Origin of the sequence: Leptospira bourretii, assembly GCF_004770145.1 — a bacterium.
Classification (GTDB): Bacteria; Spirochaetota; Leptospiria; order Leptospirales; family Leptospiraceae; genus Leptospira_A; species Leptospira_A bourretii.
Map to the genome: position 1 here is coordinate 87,827 of NZ_RQFW01000019.1, position 19,593 is coordinate 107,419.

21 protein-coding genes are annotated in these 19,593 nt (G+C 39.2%); 16 read left to right on the plus strand and 5 right to left on the minus strand.

Going from position 1 to position 19,593, the window contains the following annotated elements:
• Positions 1-36 precede the first annotated feature (36 nt).
• The 10 genes from rplU (at position 37) to rsfS (ending at position 6,908) form a co-directional block, all read left to right on the plus strand.
• Positions 37-345 (plus strand): 50S ribosomal protein L21, encoded by a 309-nt coding sequence (gene rplU, locus EHQ47_RS14715; RefSeq protein ID WP_002974492.1) that lies wholly within the window; start codon positions 37-39, stop codon positions 343-345.
• A complete protein-coding gene (locus EHQ47_RS14720; protein WP_135748022.1) occupies positions 346-675 on the plus strand; it encodes a ribosomal-processing cysteine protease Prp in 330 nt (109 codons plus the stop codon).
• Between the two features lie 3 nt (positions 676-678).
• Positions 679-936: a 50S ribosomal protein L27 gene (rpmA, locus tag EHQ47_RS14725; RefSeq protein ID WP_100742967.1), complete on the plus strand. Its 258-nt coding sequence runs from the start codon at positions 679-681 to the stop codon at positions 934-936.
• Between the two features lie 76 nt (positions 937-1,012).
• The gene (gene obgE, locus EHQ47_RS14730; RefSeq protein ID WP_135748023.1) at positions 1,013-2,038 is read left to right on the plus strand and encodes a GTPase ObgE; all 1,026 of its coding nucleotides are present in this window, start codon (positions 1,013-1,015) and stop codon (positions 2,036-2,038) included.
• Positions 2,025-2,891: a glutamate 5-kinase gene (gene proB, locus EHQ47_RS14735; protein ID WP_135748024.1), complete on the plus strand. Its 867-nt coding sequence runs from the start codon at positions 2,025-2,027 to the stop codon at positions 2,889-2,891. The genes obgE and proB overlap by 14 nt, the downstream gene beginning before the upstream one ends.
• Before the next feature lie 3 nt (positions 2,892-2,894).
• Entirely contained in the window at positions 2,895-4,160 is a 1,266-nt protein-coding gene (locus EHQ47_RS14740; protein ID WP_135748025.1) for a glutamate-5-semialdehyde dehydrogenase, read from the plus strand.
• A gap of 2 nt (positions 4,161-4,162) precedes the next feature.
• A complete protein-coding gene (nadD, locus tag EHQ47_RS14745) occupies positions 4,163-4,774 on the plus strand; it encodes a nicotinate (nicotinamide) nucleotide adenylyltransferase (RefSeq protein ID WP_135777462.1) in 612 nt (203 codons plus the stop codon).
• Positions 4,771-5,394 carry a bis(5'-nucleosyl)-tetraphosphatase (symmetrical) YqeK gene (yqeK, locus tag EHQ47_RS14750; protein ID WP_135777463.1) on the plus strand — a complete coding sequence of 208 codons (624 nt, stop codon included), beginning with the start codon at positions 4,771-4,773 and terminating at the stop codon, positions 5,392-5,394. Before nadD ends, yqeK begins: the two co-directional genes overlap by 4 nt.
• Positions 5,384-6,541: a LytR C-terminal domain-containing protein gene (locus EHQ47_RS14755; protein WP_135777464.1), complete on the plus strand. Its 1,158-nt coding sequence runs from the start codon at positions 5,384-5,386 to the stop codon at positions 6,539-6,541. The genes yqeK and EHQ47_RS14755 overlap by 11 nt, the downstream gene beginning before the upstream one ends.
• 1 nt (position 6,542) lies before the next feature.
• Entirely contained in the window at positions 6,543-6,908 is a 366-nt protein-coding gene (rsfS, locus tag EHQ47_RS14760) for a ribosome silencing factor (RefSeq protein ID WP_135777465.1), read from the plus strand.
• On the opposite strand, the gene EHQ47_RS14765 is transcribed toward rsfS, so the two are convergent.
• The gene (locus EHQ47_RS14765) at positions 6,895-8,964 is read right to left on the minus strand and encodes a thioredoxin domain-containing protein (protein ID WP_135777466.1); all 2,070 of its coding nucleotides are present in this window, start codon (positions 8,962-8,964) and stop codon (positions 6,895-6,897) included. The two genes, rsfS and EHQ47_RS14765, sit on opposite strands and share 14 nt — an antisense overlap.
• A 241-nt stretch (positions 8,965-9,205) precedes the next feature.
• On the opposite strand from EHQ47_RS14765, the gene EHQ47_RS14770 reads away from it, so the two are divergent.
• The 3 genes from EHQ47_RS14770 (at position 9,206) to EHQ47_RS14780 (ending at position 12,776) form a co-directional block, all read left to right on the plus strand.
• Positions 9,206-10,765, plus strand: coding sequence for a TolC family protein (locus EHQ47_RS14770; RefSeq protein WP_135748030.1), 1,560 nt, complete (start codon positions 9,206-9,208; stop codon positions 10,763-10,765).
• Positions 10,762-11,943, plus strand: coding sequence for a M20 metallopeptidase family protein (locus EHQ47_RS14775; protein ID WP_135777467.1), 1,182 nt, complete (start codon positions 10,762-10,764; stop codon positions 11,941-11,943). Before EHQ47_RS14770 ends, EHQ47_RS14775 begins: the two co-directional genes overlap by 4 nt.
• Before the next feature lie 74 nt (positions 11,944-12,017).
• Positions 12,018-12,776: an enoyl-CoA hydratase/isomerase family protein gene (locus EHQ47_RS14780; RefSeq protein WP_135777468.1), complete on the plus strand. Its 759-nt coding sequence runs from the start codon at positions 12,018-12,020 to the stop codon at positions 12,774-12,776.
• 14 nt (positions 12,777-12,790) lie between these two features.
• Here the strand turns inward: EHQ47_RS14780 and EHQ47_RS14785 are convergent, their stop codons facing one another.
• Genes EHQ47_RS14785 through EHQ47_RS14800 form a run of 4 tightly spaced genes read right to left on the minus strand, consistent with a single transcriptional unit; the run spans position 12,791 to position 16,760 of the window.
• Entirely contained in the window at positions 12,791-13,249 is a 459-nt protein-coding gene (locus tag EHQ47_RS14785) for a MarR family winged helix-turn-helix transcriptional regulator (RefSeq protein WP_135777469.1), read from the minus strand.
• Positions 13,250-13,283: 34 nt separating this feature from the next.
• Complete coding sequence (locus tag EHQ47_RS14790) at positions 13,284-14,603, minus strand: aminopeptidase P N-terminal domain-containing protein (protein WP_135748034.1); 1,320 nt, start codon at positions 14,601-14,603, stop codon at positions 13,284-13,286.
• Positions 14,587-15,660, minus strand: a complete 1,074-nt coding sequence (gene waaF / locus EHQ47_RS14795) for a lipopolysaccharide heptosyltransferase II (RefSeq protein ID WP_135748035.1) — start codon at positions 15,658-15,660, stop codon at positions 14,587-14,589. The genes EHQ47_RS14790 and waaF overlap by 17 nt, the downstream gene beginning before the upstream one ends.
• The gene (locus EHQ47_RS14800) at positions 15,660-16,760 is read right to left on the minus strand and encodes a thiolase family protein (RefSeq protein ID WP_135777470.1); all 1,101 of its coding nucleotides are present in this window, start codon (positions 16,758-16,760) and stop codon (positions 15,660-15,662) included. Before EHQ47_RS14800 ends, waaF begins: the two co-directional genes overlap by 1 nt.
• 78 nt (positions 16,761-16,838) lie before the next feature.
• Between EHQ47_RS14800 and bfr the strand changes: the two genes are divergently transcribed.
• From bfr to EHQ47_RS14815, 3 genes are read left to right on the plus strand one after another with little or no spacing between them, the layout of a single operon-like run.
• A complete protein-coding gene (gene bfr, locus EHQ47_RS14805) occupies positions 16,839-17,315 on the plus strand; it encodes a bacterioferritin (protein ID WP_135693461.1) in 477 nt (158 codons plus the stop codon).
• A 26-nt stretch (positions 17,316-17,341) separates the two neighbouring features.
• A complete protein-coding gene (locus tag EHQ47_RS14810; RefSeq protein ID WP_425269585.1) occupies positions 17,342-18,445 on the plus strand; it encodes a THUMP domain-containing class I SAM-dependent RNA methyltransferase in 1,104 nt (367 codons plus the stop codon).
• Positions 18,442-19,587 (plus strand): acetylglutamate kinase, encoded by a 1,146-nt coding sequence (locus EHQ47_RS14815; protein WP_135777472.1) that lies wholly within the window; start codon positions 18,442-18,444, stop codon positions 19,585-19,587. Before EHQ47_RS14810 ends, EHQ47_RS14815 begins: the two co-directional genes overlap by 4 nt.
• Positions 19,588-19,593: the final 6 nt, after the last annotated feature.

Below are 19,593 nucleotides of genomic sequence, written 5' to 3' on the forward strand. Positions count from 1 at the left end.
AAGAACTACATTCGAGAAAGAGATTAGGATAGTTATATGTTCGCCATCATTGAACTTGGAGCCAAACAATTTAAAGTGTCTCCTGACCAGGTATTCGTCGCAGAAAAAACAGGAAACTCGGTTGGAAGCACAGTAGAAACGAAAGTCCTACTCCTTTCCGATAACAACAAAGTCAACATTGGATCGCCAGCGCTTTCCGGTGCCAAAGTGACTTTGAAAGTATTAGAAGACTGCAAGGGTGAAAAAATCCACGGCTTTAAATACAAAAAGAGAAAAAACTACAAGAAGTCTTGGGGTCATAGACAACAACTCCAAAAACTCCAAGTAGTATCCATCAACGGATAATTGATTTATAGTATAATTTTTAAAGATTTAGGAGGGCAAATCGCAGGAATCCAACTGGAAGGACATTCTCCCAAGGACTTAGGTTCGAAAGGCGAAAACCTTTTGTGTGCAGGAGTCTCCACTCTGGTTCAGAGTGCTCACTCGTATTTGGCATCACAAGACAGTTTGGAATCGGAAGAAAAACGAGACGGGTATTTAAGCTTTTTAATCAAAAAAGACCAAAGAGTTGGCTACCAAAGCCTACTTTCCATGGTCGAGTTTGGATTAAAATCTTTAGAAAGGTCTCATTCCCAAGCGATTTCCATCCAAGACGAAATAATAAAGGGGTAAACAATGGCTACAAAGAAAGGTGGTGGATCCACAAAGAACGGTCGTGATTCGGTATCGAAAAGACTTGGTGTAAAAGTTTACGGTGGACAATTTGCTATTGCTGGTAATATCATTGTTCGCCAAAGAGGAACTGAATACAAACCGGGAAAAAACGTAGGGATTGGTCGTGACCATACTCTTTACGCACTTGTTGACGGTGTAGTGACTTTCGAACACGTAACTAGAGAAAGACAACAAATCTCCGTTTACCCGAAAGTGTAATCCTCTCATACATTTGAGAGGCAAAACCCGTTTTAGGATCTCCCTTAAACGGGTTTTTTTTTGACCAAAGGATTATATGAGCGGATTTATCGACGAAGTACCCATTCAAATTCGAGCCGGACACGGAGGGGCAGGTTCTGTCCATTTCCATAAAGAGAAATTTGTGGAATTTGGTGGTCCGGATGGGGGTGACGGAGGCAAAGGGGGCGATGTGATCTTTGTTGCCGAAGGTCGGATGATGACTTTAGAAAACTACCTCCCCGACCGAATGTACGCAGCCCAAAACGGAGAACCAGGGCTTGGTCAAAACCGAAATGGTAAAAACGGCGAAGACTTAATCCTCAAAGTTCCTGTAGGAACTCAGATTATTGATTCTGTGACAATGGAACTTATTTATGATTTTAACCACGACGGTGAAAGTTTTACCATTGCGACCGGCGGACGTGGTGGTAAAGGAAATACATTTTTTAAAACATCTGTCCAACAAGCTCCTAGATACAGCCAACCCGGAGAGGAAGGTGGCGAGTTTTCCTTAATTTTAGAATTAAAGTTACTGGCAGATATTGGTATCGTTGGTCTACCGAATGCCGGTAAGTCAACCCTACTCGCAAAAATCACCCACGCTCATCCTAAAATTGCTGGCTATGCCTTCACTACCCTTTCACCTAATCTCGGTGTGGTGCATAGACATGAAGATTTGTTTCGTTACACTGTTGCAGATATTCCGGGAATCATCGAAGGAGCTTCTCGTGGTGTGGGACTTGGAATTAGTTTTCTCAAACACATTGAACGTGTCCAAGGGATTTTGTTTTTATTTGATGGTGGAAATCTACAATTAGAAGAAGAATTAGAAATGTTACGAAGTGAACTTGGAAATTATAACCAATCTCTTTTAAACAAAAAATATCTTCTTGTTATTAACAAAATGGACATTTGGGATAACGATCCCACATTCACTGCAGAAATCCAAAAAAACTATTCAAATTTAGGAGAAATCATTTGTATTTCTGCTGATAAAGAACTGAATCTGGATTACCTACTCGAACGAATAGACAAAGTATTTTTTGAAGACAAATCGAAGATAGTTTATGGAAACACGTAAGGATTTTTTAAACTCCATCCAAAAATCAAAACTCATTGTGATTAAAATCGGAAGTGCTCGTGTTTCCGGTGAAGAATCTAAAATTAATGATTTTTTGTATGACCTTGTGGGAGACATTCGTTCTCTTCGTGACCAAGGAAAGGAAGTGATCCTTGTTTCTTCTGGTGCTATTGCCCAAGGAAAAAAACTTCTAGTGGACCAAAGTGGTCCTGTTTCTTTACCCAATGGGAAAACCTCTCTCGCCGAAAAACAGGCATTTGCTGCCATGGGCCAAAACAAACTCCTCAATCTTTACGAAAGTTTTTTTAGTCGGGTGAATGTTCCGATAGCGCAAATTCTATTTGGACGAAAGGATTTGAATGAAGAAAAAAGTTTTACAAATCTCAAACAAACCTTCCGCCAACTTCTAGATTGGGGAATTCTTCCCATCGTGAACGAAAATGATTCCGTATCCACAGAAGAAATCAATTTAGGAGATAACGATATCCTTTCTGCGATTGTTGCCTCCATTGTGGGAGCGGATCTTCTTCTCATCCTCACTGGAGTCGATGGATTTTTGAAAGAGAATTCGAAAATTGATTTATTCACGGAAATTACTAAAGATACCGAGAGCCTGGCAACGGGACCTTCGGGCCCAGGGACTGGGGGAATGTTCACAAAAATTAATGCCGCTAAACTTTTGTTACCTTATGGAATCAAAACGGGGATTGTGAATGGAGAAAAAAAACATGCCATTTCACAGTTTTTTGAAACGGAAAACTTTGGGACTTTGGTCGCCAATCGTTCATTAGCCCATCGTGTGCCCAGTGCTTCTGAAATCCAAACGCATTTTTTTTCCTTCCAGGCGGAGTAAACTATGGCAGATCAAAATTCAATTTATGCAAAAACATTAGCCACCAAAGCAAAGTTAGCAAGCAGAGGTTTAAAGGCTTTAACCACCTTAGAAAAAAACTCAGTTTTAAAACGTGTGGAAGAACTTCTTTTGGCAAATCAAAAGCAGATCATAGAAAAAAACCAAATCGATATGAAAAATGGCCAGGAAAAAGGTTTGTCATCATCGATGATGGACCGTTTGCTTCTAGATTCCAAACGAATTGCTGCTATGGCAAAAAGTATCGAAGAAATTCGTAATTTGCCAGATCCTGTGGGTGAAGTGGTTCGGGGCACCATCCTTCCCAATGGACTCGAACTTCTTACCAAACGAGTGCCCATTGGTGTGGTGATGACGATTTTTGAATCTAGACCCAATGTCATCATTGATATTGCTTCCCTTTCCTTTAAATCGGGGAATTCCTGTATTCTACGTGGTGGTTCAGAAGCATTTCATTCAAATTTTATCCTTTCTTCTTTATTTCATCAGGCCATTGAAGAAAAAAACCTACCCGGCGTGACAAAGGATGTCGTGACCTTTGTCGAAAATACAAACAGAGAGGCAATGGTTCCTTTTTTCCAATTAGATGATTTGATTGATGTGATTGTTCCCCGAGGTGGAGAGGCTCTCATTCGGTTTGTATCCGAAAACAGTAAAATTCCTGTCATCAAACATGATAAAGGTGTTACCAATCTATACCTTTCCCAACATGCAAATCCAGAGATTGTCCTTCCGATTTTACTGAATTCAAAAGTGCAACGCCCAGGCGTTTGTAATGCTTTGGAGAACCTTTTGGTTCATAAAGACTATCCTAATTTAAAAAATTTATTGGAATCTTTGGAAGCAAATGGGGTTCAAATTCTTGGGGATGAATCCATTTGCAAAATTCTGCCTTCGACCAAACCGGCGTCGGAAGAAGATTTTTATACAGAGTTTTTAGACACGAGACTTAGCATAAAATTAGTAAATTCTCTTTCCGAGGCAATGGAAAACATTCGAAAATACAGTTCGGGTCATACGGAATGTATTTTGTCTGATGACATTACAGAAATCCAAACCTTCCAAAAGGAACTAGACAGTGCTGCCATTTTTGTCAATTGTTCCACTCGGTTTCATGATGGCGGTGAATATGGACTTGGTGCCGAGGTTGGAATTTCTACTGGTAAACTCCATGTCCGTGGACCAATGGGACTCATTCACCTAACAACGACCACAACTTATGTGACAGGAAGAGGACAAGTCCGCGGATAAAGATGGAAGTTTTGTTTTTTGGAGGAAGTTTCAATCCCCCACATTTGGGACATCGCCATGTCATTGAAACGATTTCCAAATTCTATCCCAATGACTTACTCTATATTTGTCCTAATTTTGTTTCCCCATTAAAAAAAACGGGAAAAGAGTTTCGTGCAAATGAAATTTGGGAATTATGTTTGAGTGAATTTGAAAGTTTCCTTTCGGAAAAAGTGATCCTTTGGGATGAGGAAATCAAAAAACGAAATACAAGTTATACGGTTGATAGTTTACATTTATTGCAGAATCTCCATCCAAATTCGCAAATTTCTCTTGTGATAGGAGAAGATAATTTAAGCTCCTTTGATCTATGGAAGTCCTATCGAGAAATTCTAATTCTCGTCAAAATGGTTGTCGTGGTGAGAAGAGAGACTTCTTTTCCAAATGAAGTTTTCATTCCAGATTTTTTTCCCAAATCTAAAATCACAGTTTTGGCAAATCCAGTATTACCCATCAGTAGCACGGAAATTCGACAAGTTTTGAATGGAAACTTAGTCACAGAGTATCTTTTACCTAAAACTAGGGAACTTGCCCTGAAGTTTTTAAACGCAAAAGATAATGGTGGCCCAAAGTGAAACAAATTCCAAAGACAAATGTTTCCTTTGAGGATTGGATTTTATTTTTTACCGAAGAAGTTCCAAACCATGTCACAGAAACCAGGTTCCAACATATTCTCCGAGTGGCCAACTATGCAGAATCACTTGCAAAAATTCACGGACACCCCTATCCAAAAAAAGCATACCTCGCTGGCCTTTGTCATGACATCACCAAACAGAAAAAATCGGAAGTCCATTCGAAACTCTTTCAAGAATATTCTCTAGACCTAAACGATATTCCCTCGCAGGCCCTACATGCTTTTTCGGCTCCCTTATGGTTAGAGAAAGAATATGGTTTTTCCGATCCAGAAATTGCAAAAGCAATCTCCTCTCATACATTGGGAAATACTTCCCCTTCACTTTTGGACCAAATTCTCTATGCTGCAGATTTTTTAGGATCTGATTTTGCATTCCGACAACCTGACCTTTCCTTATGGGTGGCAAAAACAGAGGAAAATTTATTATACGGAGTTTTTATGAAAGCCTCTCAAACCATTTCTTTTCTTATGGAAAAAAAGGAAGTCATCCATCCTTATACATTTCAGATGTACAACCGATCCGCCAATTTGATTAAGGAAAACCAAATCGATGTTACGTGAAGCTCCCAAAAAACAACCAATCCCTGCAAAAACACTTTTGATTGCTGCAGGATCCTTTTTTTTGATTGCCCTTTTGTTTTTAATTTTCCGCTCCAAAGGTGGATTTTCGTTAGACCAAAAATTTTCACAAAGCAAACGACTTCCCATCCTTTTTTCTGTTCTAGGTGAAAAGGATGAGTATCTATTTTCTCTTTATGCGGAGTTTTATCCCAATGAAAAGAAAGCTGCCCTTTTTTTTGTAAATCCAAAAACCAGTTTTGATGATGGAAGTAAATGTCTAAAAGAGAAAGGAAGCTCAGCACCTTCCTATGTTGAGTCTGTTTTAGAAGACACTTTAGATTCCAACATCCCCTTTAAAATAGTTTTGACCAAAGAACAATTTCAGAATTGGGTCAATTTACTCGGTGGGTTAAATTTATTTTTTGAGCCGAAGTCATTACACATAACAAAGAATTACGCACGGAATAAACAAACCTATATTCTAGATGGCGAGGACACATTTGATTGGATGAGTTCCCTTGCAGATGAATCGATGATTTCCTATATCAGAAGGCTCGAAATCCAAGAAACAATATTCTTAACCATCCTTGAATCCATTCATGATAAAAAAGATCTACTCGGAAAACAAAGGGTAGCTTATCTTCATAGCCAGATGACCACAAATCTTTCTGTCAAAGAATGGGAAACATTGATCGATTTTTTGAAGAAAGAAAAGATTCATTTTGGAGTTTCCGAAGTTCCAGGTGAGCCAATGGGTCGCCCAAAATTCAAAGATGAAGTTTTAAAAGCCAATGAAGAAACGGTAAAAGTTGCCTTCCATAAATTTTCTAGTGAACTCAAATCCTTATCTTTTAGCGAAGGGGAAAGAGCAAGGATCGAAGTCTTGAATGGAACTCCTAAAAATGGGCTTGCCAGATATGGTAAGGTGCTTCTGAATGATAAGGGTCTGAAAGTTCTCTCCGTTGACAATGCCTGGGATTCTAGTTTTAAATCCAGTATCATCCTAAACCGCTCCGGAAACACACAGTACACCGATCTTATCTCCGATACATTTCAAGGACGCAAGGTTTACTTTGCACTGAGAAAAGATTTAGGGTTAGATGCCACTGTGATCCTCGGGGAAGATTTTCAAAATTCCAAGGACTAAAATGCCGAATATCAGCGCCGAGACAATAGAACATCTCAAAAAAATCAAACAAACGTTAATTGACAAAAAATGTGAAAACATTCAATTTCTGGATCTAAAAGACGTACATAGTTATTTATCCTTATTTGTAATAGCAACGGTCAAAACAGAAACACAAGGTAGATCTTGTGCGAAAGATATTGATAAATACATGAAACCTTTGAAACTTGCAGTCAAAAGACAAAACCTAACAGATCTACCCAAGGACGCAACGGGTTGGATCCTTCTCGATTACGGTGAAATTTGTGTGCATATTATGACAGACGAAATGAGAACCTACTATTCATTAGATCGTCTCTGGGGAGATGCCACTCCTATTGTTGTATAAGAGTGAGTGCTTCTTCTAGATTGTCTTTTGGCAATTCACAAGAAAAATTACGGCAAACATAGAATAAAATCCCAGAGCCCGCCCCTCTACCCGTAAGGAGTTCTAATTCTTCCGCTAATTGTTTTGCCTTTGATTCTTCTAATACTAGCCAAACCAAATTCGGATCTTTTAATTCACTTAGTTTTTTCCGAATGGATTTGATTTCCGTTGCATCCTTGTCTTTGTAAACCACAAGGACTTCCTTCGAAGGGTATTGAAATTTTTGGAATGCTGATATCATCGAAGGGTAACTTAATGAATTTTGCGTTAGTTCTGGAAGGAAATAAGAAAAAATAGCATTGGCCTTTGATTCTAAATCTTGTCCTTTGTATCCAAAAGAAAACAAAAGATAAAACAAATGTAAGATGGTTGAATTCCCAGATGGTTCAACTCCATCGTAACCTTCAATAGTTCTTACAATTAAATCTTCATTCCCATGAAAGGATTCGTAAAATGGACCCACAGTGGAGGCAAAATGAGAAAACAAATATTCCAAAGAACGTTTTCCCTTTGTATAGGCTTCAATATCTTCATCCAACTGAAAAAGTTTCATAGAAACCCAAATGAATTCTGCATAATCGGGTAAGGTTCCAAAGTATTTGGCCTCTCCTTCCCGGAATCTCCTTAATATGGAACCATCATCACCAACGAGTTGTTTTGTGATAAACTGATAAATCTTTTTGGCATCATTGAGATACTCAGTATCACCGGAAACTTCATAAGCAGACAAAAGTGCTCGGATCCAAAGACAATTCCAGGAAGTAAGGACTTTGTCATCCCGAAGGGGTCGAATCCTTTGGCTGCGATTTGCCAAAAGTTTTTCTTTTGCGTATTCTAATTTGTGAGTAAACTCTGGTTTGAATTGAATTCCATCCACAAAAGGATTTTTTCCCTTCCAATATACATGTAAGATGTTTTGGTGTTCAAAATTTCCTTCTTCGGTGACATTCCAAAATCCTTGGATTTCTTCATCAGGAACAATTTGATTCAATTCAGAATGGGTCCAAAGATAAAATTTTCCCTCTTCTCCTTCCGAATCGGCATCTTCTGCGCTGGCAATCCCACCGGAATCCAAGGTCATATCACGTCTGATATAGGTAACGATTTCTCGAATCACCTCTAAAAAGAAAGGTTCTTCTGTAGCCTTGTATAACAAAGAGAGGGCTTCTACATAGAGGGAGTTGTCATACAACATTTTCTCAAAATGGGGAACGAGCCATTCATGATCAGTCGCATAACGGCAAATTCCACCACCCACTTGGTCATAAATCCCACCGGATTTCATGGCATAGGCTGTGTTAAATGCCATCTCCAAGGCACGTGGGTCTTTTTTTAATAAGTAGAATTCCGTAAGGAAACTGAGGGCCATACTCGGGGGAAATTTATTACTTGAGTTGGTTTTGAATCCAAAAAATTCCTTATCGTACACTTGCAGGTATCGTTCAAAATTATTTTCGATGATTTCTTTAGCAGGTAGCTTTCCTTCATTGGGTCTAGTTTCATTATCACGTAAATACTGTGTCAAATCAGAAGCAGCTGTGACGAGTTCTTCTCTTTGGTTCTTCCATGCTTCCGAGACCAATCGAAGGACCTCTTTAAAGCTTCGTTTTCCGTAGCGATTTTCAGGAGGGAAGTAAGTTCCCCCAAGGATTGGTTCCTTTGTGGGGGTAAGAAACATATTGAGAGGCCAACCCCCTTGGGTTCCCATAGCATGCAAAGCATCCATATAAATTTTATCAATGTCTGGACGTTCTTCCCTGTCTAACTTGATGCATACGAAATTACGGTTTAAGACTTCTGCTGTGGAATCATCTTCAAAGGATTCCCGTTCCATCACATGGCACCAGTGACAAGTCGAATACCCAATGGACAAAAGGATGATTTTATCCTCTTTTTGGGCTTTTTCGAAGGCTTCCGCTCCCCAGGGAAACCAATCAACGGGATTGTGTGCATGTTGTAACAGATAAGGACTTTTTTCATGAACCAAACGATTCGGTTTTTTCGACAGATTTGCCACAATGTTCTCCCAGAAACTAAGGTTTCTCCACGTAGCTTTTTACATTTTAGGTTGATTGACAAGATTGATTTTTTCATCTTGTCTGTGTAAGGGGTTTAAGAAGTTTCCATTGAACAGTCACAATATTTCTACCCCGTATTTTTTTATCAGTCCTCGAAAGTTGACCAGCTGGTTAATATCTTTTAGTCTTTTAAGTTTCCCTATTTTTGCGGAAACTGACTTTGAAGAGGATGTCAAACGGATGCAGCTTTCCCAGTGGGAAAATGGGAATACCATTCCTGAATCCCTCCAATCGGGGAATGGTCCGAAAAAACTACGACTCACGATCTCCCAAGCCATCGAACAGGTGATTGAGAACAATACCATTGTTCAAAATGCCAAATTGGAAATTGTCAAAGCTGACAGCCCCGAATGGAAAAATGAATCCAAATACACTTGGAAGGCGTTGGCAAGTATCCAGTCTTCCAAACAACTTTTTCCGAATAACAGAAACAACATCTTTGCCGGAACAATTCGTTCCCAGGATAAAATTTCTGCCGGTATCGAAAAACAATTCAAAACCGGAACTTATTTCAAAACAGAAATCAGTACAATTCGTTATGACGTAAATGCCTTTGAAGATCCTGCATCTCAGAGTGGATTTGGAAGTTTACTTGCTGCTCCCCCTATGTACACAGGTGCTGTCACTGCGACATTGTCCCAAGAGTTACTGAAATATGGATTTGGTAAAAACGAAGAAGATAAAGAAAAACTTTTAAAAAATCAAACCCTTCTTGTTCGCGAAAACTATATCAACATATTGACCCAACTTGTAGTAAAGATCCTCGTGGATTATTGGTCTCTTAGCATTGTAGATTCTCGAATTGCCACATACGAAAAAGTATCAAAAAATACAGAAGAGATCAGGCGCCTAACCTTACGAAAAACTGGACTGGGGCTCTCGGAAGGATTTGAAGTCAACCAGTGGAACCAAGCATTTCTTAGAACCCAATCTCTTTTAGAAAAAGCAAAAGTAGATCGAATTGAAGCCGAAAGAAATTTAGTGCGAATTCTCAACGTGGACACTGGCTCTTCTATTGAAGGAGTCACTGACCTAAGTGAAACTTTGCCAACGGGAATCAACCTCAAGGCTGACAAAGAATATGCACTTTCTAGAAGAACCGATTACTTAATGTTAAAACGGGAAAGAGAAATTGCAAAACTTGCTTTGAGTACTGCTCTTGCTGAAGATGATCCTTCATTACTTGCCACCTTTTCTTATAGCTCGATTGGACAGAATTTTATTTCACCCCAAGACAATTTCATTGCGCGCCAAAGAGGAATCACATCCTTTAACCATCCACAAATTCTGGCTGAATTAAAGATGTCTTACCCTCTTTGGGACTTAGGAATCAAAGCGGGAATTCGAGATGCGGAAACGAATCTCAAAGTGAACGAGATGAAAATCCAAAACTTGGAACAAGAGATTACGCAAGAAATTGATAACCGGTACGAAGCGGTTTTAGCTAGCCATGCTCTTTTAAAGGACTTATTAAAAACCAGAAAAGAAACCGAAATTTTCTATAATGGACTGATCGAACGATTTCGCCAAGGACGGTATACAGCCGTTAACGTCAAAAATGCCTTGGATAGTTTGGCGAATGTCGAACTTGCCGTGACACAAGCAAAGATTAACTTTAATATCAATTTAGTTCGTTACGAATTGGCTAAAAATTCTCTATTTGAGAAATATGGTCTCGATCTTTACTCAATCTTAGAGGAAGTCGAAAAAAGAGCCAAACAAGAAACTGACAAATTATGAAAGTTTACCCTTCGCACAGAAAAGAGGAAATGGTTCGTTACAGGCGAACCTTCCACCAGTTCCCCGAACTCAAATATGAGGAAAAGGAAACTGCTTCTTTTGTGAAGGCACATTTAGAGTCTTTGGGTTTTCAAGTGGAATCAGGGATCGCAGAAACTGGACTTGTTGCTTTATTTGATTCTGGAATTCCTGGAAAAACCATCCTCGTCCGAGCCGATATGGATGCCCTCCCCATCCATGAAGAAAATAACCACGACTACAAAAGCAAAAACCCCGGTAAGATGCATGCTTGCGGACATGATGGGCATACAAGCATCCTTATGGCACTTTCTTCTGAACTAAAATCCTCTTTTTCGGAATTTGTCCCCAAAGGTCGAGTTCTCCTTTGTTTCCAACCAGCGGAAGAAGGTGGATCAGGGGCTGACAAAATGATCGCTTCTGGAATTTTGGACCGGTACAAAGTAGATTCCGTTTTTGCTCTCCATGTTTGGAATCATATTGATCTCGGGAAAGTGGGGGTTGTCAACGGTACCATGATGGCTTCCGTTGATGAATTTAAAATTACAGTAAAAGGAACCTCTGGCCATGGAGCAATCCCCCAGCACACAGTGGATCCGATTGTAGTTGGTTCTCACTTGGTGACCGCTTTACAGACATTAGTTTCCAGAAATGTGGATCCTTTGGAACCCTGTGTGGTGACCGTGGGATCATTCCATTCTGGAAATGCCTTCAATGTCATCCCGGAAACAGCAACCCTTCATGGAACAGTTCGCACCTATTCCAAATCCGTTTATGAAATGATTCCCAAACGAATGGAATCTCTGGTGAACCAAATTGCCGCTGGGTTTGGAGCCACCGTTGATTTTGAATACAACCGAATTGACAAACCCACCATCAATGACTCAGGTATGGCTGACATCGTCCGAACCGCTGCAAAAAATGTTCTCGGTGAAAACTGCCTCACTGAAGAAAATACAAGGACCATGGGAGGCGAAGACTTTTCGGCTTTTCTAATGGAAAGACCAGGTTGTTATTTTTTTATTGGTTCTCGGAACGAGACCAAAGGATTTATCCACTCCCACCACAGTTCTTTTTTTGATTTTGATGAAGATGCCCTTCCCATTGGCCTTTCCGTGATGAAAGAAGTCATCAAAACCTATCTTTTAAATTCAATTTAAACAAAAATAAACTTGTCTGTTTTTTGGCCCATTCTATTAGTTAGACATCTAACCATTTTTTCCCGAGGATTCCTATGATATCATTCGAACAAGTAGACGGAATCGGATTTATCCGATTGGGCATTAACGACAAGAACAGTTTTTCTAACGAATCGTTTTTGGAATTGAAAAAAACAATTCAAATCGCTAAGGAATCCAATTCCAAAGCCATCGTATTAAAAAGTGATTCTCCTGGGTCTTTTTCTTTAGGACTTGATCTTACCACTGTCAGCACAATGGATCTTTCCAAAGATTTAGCTCCCTTTTTAAATTTGTTCTATGACAACTTAAAAGGTTTGTTTACCCTTCCCGTTCCAACAATCGCAGAAATTTCTGGCCATGCTTTAGGATATGGAGCGATGCTTGCCCTTGTTTGTGACTATCGTTATGCGACAGAAGACATTCGATTTGGTTTGCCTGAGGTAAAAATTGGAATCCAAGTTCCTTCATTTATCTATACCCTTCTCGGTGAAGCCGTTGGATATGATGCTGCAAAAAGGCATGTATTGTTAGGTGATGCATTTAAAGCCAAAGAAATGCCAAGTTTGTTTGAAGAAATTGTTGGAACAGAAGAAGACGTAAAGAAAAAGTCGAAATCTCTTCAAACCAAACTAAAGAAAAATTCCCTGTCAGCAATGAAAGATACAAAATTAGGAATTTTGAATGTACAAAAAAACATTTTATCGTTAATTGAAACGGATATCCAAGCGACCATCCAAAGTATCCAATCAAAGGATGCGCAAGAAGGTATTTCTGCTTCCGTTCAAGTCAGAAGACCTGTTTTTACTTCCTAAAAAAAGCGAATGATTTAATTTTCTCTTTTATTTCGAATGTGTTTGTAAATTTCTTCGAGGATAGGATATAAAATATCCTCGCTTTCTTTTGAGATTCCCCATGTTTGTAACGAAAGAAGTTTTGCAGAAATTGTCACAATCTTCTTTCGTATTTTTTTCCCATCCTTTGATAAAAGTAAGGCCCATTCTCTTCCGTCATTTGGAGATGGATTTCTTTCCACAAGGCCCTCTTTGACCAATCTGTTGACAAGAACTGTACAAGTGGGCTTCGTCTTCTCAATGGTTTTGGCAATTTGTGTCATATTGATGGGAACAGTGCTACGTAAGAGAAAGGTTAAAATTTCAAAATGTGAAGTCGTAAGCCCGGGATAACCCAACTTTTCCATTTCACTACGAACAATGTCTGCAATTTCCGAGCTGATACGATCAAAATAGCGAACGGATCGAAATCGTTTTGGAAGTTCTCTACTCATCAAAAACCAACTAACATTAAAAAGTTGGAATCCATTAACTCTTTAAAGATTCAATTTCAGAAATTTCTTTCGGAATGGATTCGGTTAAATTGATGGGCGTTTTACCATGGATGAGAATATCATCCTCGATTCGAATTCCAATCCCTCGAAATTCTTTCGGGATGGTTTCATCCGTTGGATCAAAATACAATCCAGGTTCCACAGTCACTACCTGACCATCTTTCAATGGTCTAGATTTTCCATCCAAAAAGTATCGCCCGACATCATGTACATCCATTCCCAAATAATGACCTGTCCGGTGCATATAAAATTTTCGGTAGGTGCCCTTCTCGATGATCTCTTCTAAACTCCCTTTTAAAAAACCCATTTCCCTTAGACAATCACTGAGGAAGCGAACCGTTTTTTCATGCACTTCATTAAAAGGAGTTCCTGATATAGAATTACGAATCGCATTTTTCTGAGCATACAAGACAATTTCATAGATTGTTTTTTGTGCTTCAGTGAATTTTTTTCCCACGGGGAACACACGTGTGACATCTGCCGTATAATAATTCCATTCCGCACCTGAATCGACAAGGACCAAATCTCCCTCTTTGAGGAGGTCGTCATTACTAACGTAATGCAGGATACAGGCATTTTTTCCTGCGGCAACAATATGGCCATATCCCCCTCCAATTGATCCGTATTTTATATACTCTTGGTCAAGGAGAGCTTCCAATTCATATTCATACATCCCCGGTTTACTCTCTCGCATAATGCGCATATGTCCATGTTTTGTGACATCAGCTGCATTCTTTAAGATTGAAATTTCCTCTTTGGATTTAGTGAGTCTTTCTTCATGTAGAAAATGTGGATGTTCGATCCTATGCGGACCGAATTTCCCTTCCCTTGCCCTTTCCGATAGATTTCGACATTCGGAAATCAGCTCCCGGTCACGGTCTGGATTTTCTCCAAAAAAATAGTATAAGGTATGATTCCCAATCAGGATGGCAGACTTTTCTTTTTCCCATTCACTTAAATCATAAGAAAAATCCAAACCTAACATGGATTTGATTTTTTCTTTTCCAAGTCGAATCCCCGTCCAAATTTCTTTTTCTTTGTCTTTGGGTAAACAGAACATCCCTGAAACATCATGAGTGATGACAAGGATAGAGTCTTCTTCTGTAATCCCTGTTAGGTAATAAAAATCGGAATTCTGGCGAAACTTATATTCTACATCCCGGTTTCTAATCTTATGGTTTGCTGCAAAAAGTAAAAAGATTTCCCCCTTTTTTAACTTTTTCTGAATGTTTGTGATCCGACTACGATATAACTTAGAATTGTATTCTCTTGTTTTTTTATTTGGTAATTTCATGAGTGATGACTTCCTCTAAGGCCTCGAAAATACGTACAGGATTTTGGTCCATCATACAACGAAAATGTCCTTCTGGACAAATTCGTCCACCGTGAATCCCGCAAGGCCTACAATTTAGACCTTGTACTTCCATGATTTTATGTTTATCTGAAAGGCTTCCATATCCAAACGCAGGGATGGTTGCACCATACAACATAACCGTCGGAGTATTAAAAGCAGATGCAAAATGAATGGGACTTGAGTCGTTGGAAATAATCGCACTGGCATTCCGAATCCAAACCATTAGTTCTTTTAAATTTGTTTTACCCACAAGAGAAAACAAACGATCCCTTTCTTTTAGTTCTAAAGGCTCTGTTTTCATCAACCGTATTATGGTATTCTCAATTTCTAAATCTGCTTTGCTTCCAATTAAAATAACTGTTTCCTTTCGTTTGCGTAGGATTTGTGTAATGACACTCACAAATTTTTCTTCTGGCATTCGTTTGGTTTCCCAAAGAGAAGAAGGAGCAATCAGAATGTATCCTTCTTCATGGTTTAAAATTTCTTTTTTCTTTGTTAAAAAAGAATCTTCCTCTGGTTTCCCTGGGAATAAATATGGTCGTCTTTCTCTACCTGTAGGATAATCATATTCCTCAAATAATAAGGAAAATAGTTTTTCCACTTCATGTGGACCTTGTTTGGGTCTTTGCACCGTCTTTGTATGTAAAAAAGAAAAACCAGATTCTTTATAACCAATACGAATCGGAGCCCTAGTGAGGTAGGATAACAAACTTGAACGAAACGAAAAATGTGCCGAATACACTTTGTTAAAGTTCTCTTTTTTTAATAATCCAGCGAAATGCAAAAACGCAAAAGGATTCTTTTTGATTCGTTTTTTATCAAGTGACCAAACTTTTGTTAAATCTGGATTGTTTTCCAAAACAGATTCTGTACCTGCATTCACGAGTACATGGATTTCTGCTCCAGGATGTTCCGTTTTGACCGCATGGAAAAACGAAGTGGATAGGATCAGGTCACCTAAAAACGCGGTTTGGATGATGAGTATTTTTTCTGGCATCAGTCTCTTTCTAGTATCGACACAAAGTTGTTTGTAGCAAGTCCACCTATACTTTGTGCTATTGCCAACCGCTTTTCCGGCCATTCCTCAAAGAACCGGCAAAGTTCGACAATTTGTGCAAGGCCAGAAGCACCCACAGGATGGCCCCGCGATTTGAGCCCACCTGAAGAATTGATAGGAATTTTGCCCTTAGGATGGGTAAGGCCTGCTTTTACCTGGAATAAGGCTTCACCTCGTTTGAAAAAACCTGCATCTTCGGCCCCAACAAGTTCAAAAGGAGTAAACGCATCGTGAAGTTCTGCAAAATCAATATCACTTGGTCCCACACAAGCTTCAGCATAGGCTTTTTCAAAGGCAATGCGATTGGCCAAAAAACTGGGATCCGCTGATGAAAGAAAAGGAGCGGTTCCCGACCCCATCCCTTTGACAGAAATGGAACTAGGATTTTTGGAAAGGATCAGCGCTGCCGACCCATCGGAAAGTGGTGAGATATCATACAAACCTAAGGGACTTGCAATCTTTGTTTGGTTTTGGTATTCTTCCTGGGTTAAATTCTTTTTGATATGTGCTTTTGGATTCAAGAGACCGTTGTCATGTAATTTTTTTGCAATGGCAAAAAGGTCTTCTTCTTTGTATCCATAATCATTTAAATACTTACGAGTGATCATGGCTCCACCTTGCGCCATAGACATTCCAAGTGCTCGTTGGGAATCAGAGAGAACAGAACCTAACAAAAGATTACTCTCTTCTCGGTTGAGTTGGCTCATCAATTCTGTTGCCACAACAAGTCCATGCTCAAACCTTCCACTGAGAATTAAATTCACCCCCAATTGGAAAGCGGCTGCTCCTGAAGAAGAAGCCGTTTCCATTCTTATGGAATAAACGTCACGAATTCCCAATAAACCCGGGAGTTTTGCAGATAAATGGTATTCTTGATTATAGGAATCAGGTGAAAAACTAGCGTAAATGATGAACTGAATTCTGTGAGATTGAAACTCATGTACAGATTGTTTTGCGGTCACAAAGGATAAATCAAGTTGTGATCCTTTGTGTTTTCCGAATACACTCAATGATGGATTGTGAATGTAAACTTTCTTCATTGGAATATACTTTACGCTTGCCTATTCTATGAAAACCAATTATCTTTCCATTTGAAGAGAGAAAATGAGGCTACCCATATGAAGGGAAAAAAAGAAGTAATCGACATTTTAGCGGAAGTTCTAGCTGCAGAACTCACAGCCATCAATCAGTATTTTATTCATGCAAAAGTCTGTAAAAACTGGGGGTATTTGGAACTTGCTGAATACCTCAGAAAAGAGTCTATCGAAGAGATGAAACATGCAGACGAAATCATTGAAAGGATTCTTTTTTTCGATGGAACTCCTGACTTGCAAAAGTATTTAAAAATCAACGTAGGCCAAACGGTTCCTGAGATGTTGGATCATGACTTACAGTTAGAATACAATGCGGTAGAAAGACTCAACCGTGGCATTGATATCTGCGTAGCAGCCAAAGACAATGGAACAAGAGAACTTTTGGAAAAAATCCTTGTTTCTGAAGAAGAACATATTGATTGGATTGAAACACAAAAATCCATTATCGATTCGATTAGCATCCAAAACTACTTGGCTCAAAAATTAGGAGACTCGGAATAAAACCTACTCACCCCACTTACCATGCCATTTGCGGAGAAGGACTTTCTCCGCTTTTGGAAACCGAAATAAAAACCCACCATCTTAAAATTACCAGTTCCAACCGGGGTGGAGTTTTTTTTGCCGGAAAAAAAGAAGATGTCATTCAGTTTGCCATTCATAGCAAGTTTGCATCAAGAATCAATTTACAGTTGTTACATGAAAATGCGGAGACTTACGACGAATTTTATGCCAAAGTCAGTGAACTTCCTTGGGAAAAATACATTGGACCCGAAGTTAGTTTTCGAATAGATGCTGAAACCAAAGATAAATTAAAAAATTCTGAATTCACTATGCATCGAACCAAAGATGCAGTCCTTGATCGATTGCGGAGTAAAAAAGTCCCTCTCCCGGAAATTGAAAAACGAATGGCAGATATCACCATAGTTGTGAGATCTCATACAGACAAGTTTAGCATTGAAATTTCTCTTTCGGGAGATCCCGTTGGAAGACGTGGATACAGACTTTTTGCAGGGAATGCACCTGTGAGAGAACCCATTGCCCAAGCCATGCTCGAAGTATCCGGATGGAAAGAAGGAAACACTTTGGTTGATCCCATGTGCGGATCGGGAACCATCCTCATCGAAGCGGCTCTCCGCGAACGGCTGTATGGCGAAATCAATCGTTTCCTATTTGCAGAATCTCCTGTTTTTCAAATCTTATTTCCAACGTATGTATTCAATGAAAGGAAAAAAGAAAAACCAGATACTCCGCATCTCTTTGGATTTGATGTTGATCCAGAAGCAGTTCGGATTGCAAAAGAAAATGCATACGAAGCTGGGGTGGAAGATTTTGTGCAATTTGAAGTAGGAAATTGTTTAGATATCAAAAACCAATTTGGAAAGGAGGGACATGTAGTGACAAACCCTCCTTATGGGGACCGGATAGGAAAACCAATGGAAGATTTAAAAGAGATGTACTTTCAATTTGGAAAAGTCATCAAAAATGAATTTGGTGGATGGAAGTTTACCGTTCTATCGGGAGATTTTTCTCTTCTTGGAAAATTTGGACTCAAAGAAAATACTCATTTGAGTTTGAAACACGCAAACCTCAAAGCAAAGATTGTTGATTATGAAATCCGAGGGGGGAAATGAATTCCAAAGACGTACTCAGTCGGGTCTTTGAAATCACAAGAGATCCGAGAGATGGACTACTTTTCTTAAAGGAATTCCAATCTTTATCGCCTGAATCCTTTGCCATTCTTTATGCCGACTCGGAAACGATTTTTGATAGTTCTGAAGCTTTGTTTTCAGATCTAAAACTCCTTTACCAATTGGATCTTTTTCCCTTTGTCATTTTAGAAGTTGATAGTTTCCAATACTTAAAAGTTTTTTTCCCACTCGAACAAACAAATTCCGATGCAGAAAGAAGCCTTGGTTTTTCTTACCAAGTTGTGGATCGTAACAATCCCCTAAAAGAGGAAGTTACCAAAAGTATCCGTCAGAAAAAAATCCCAATTTTACTTTGGGATGATGAATCAGAAAAACTTTCAGCACTCATCGATCGTTGTCGCTCCATCCTCCATTCTTCTAAGGTGATTTATGTTTCCATCGATGGTCCACTGAAAGATCCAAATACAAATAAAGTAAAATCTATCTTACAAAGTGATTCTCATTTGTCTCTCCCGGAAGGGATGACACTGTCTCGGTCACAGGAGGAATTCATCCAACTTTCCGAAGACCTATTGTCAAAGATAGAGGATCCAAAATTCAGTATTGTCCTTACCTCACCCTTTACCCTACTGACTGAACTTTTTACAGTGAAAGGTAGCGGAACACTAGTGAAGCGAAAAAACAAAATCAGGGTTTGTCATTCCACTGAGGATGTGGATATGAAAAGAGTTTTTCAACTGATCGAAGAATCCTTTGGAAAACCTTTAAAACCTGAGTTTTATAAAACTAAATTTGATGTTCTATTTTTAGAAGAATCTTATAGGGCCTGTGCCTGGATGCAAAAAACAGAAAATGGGTATTTGCTTTCTAAATTTGCAGTCAATGGGGTGGCAAGAGGGGCCGGTGTGGGTCGCGATATTTGGGATCAAATTTTAGAACATTGTAGACCACTTTTTTGGCGAAGCAAACCTGACAATAATATCAACAAATGGTATATGTCTGTCGCACAAGGCATTGAAAAAGATGAAAGTTGGTATTATTATTGGTTGGGACTTGGCCAAGCACTCATTCCAGATACCATCCAAATCTTAAAGTCACAACCTGAAGATTTTTTTCCAAAGTAAACCCCA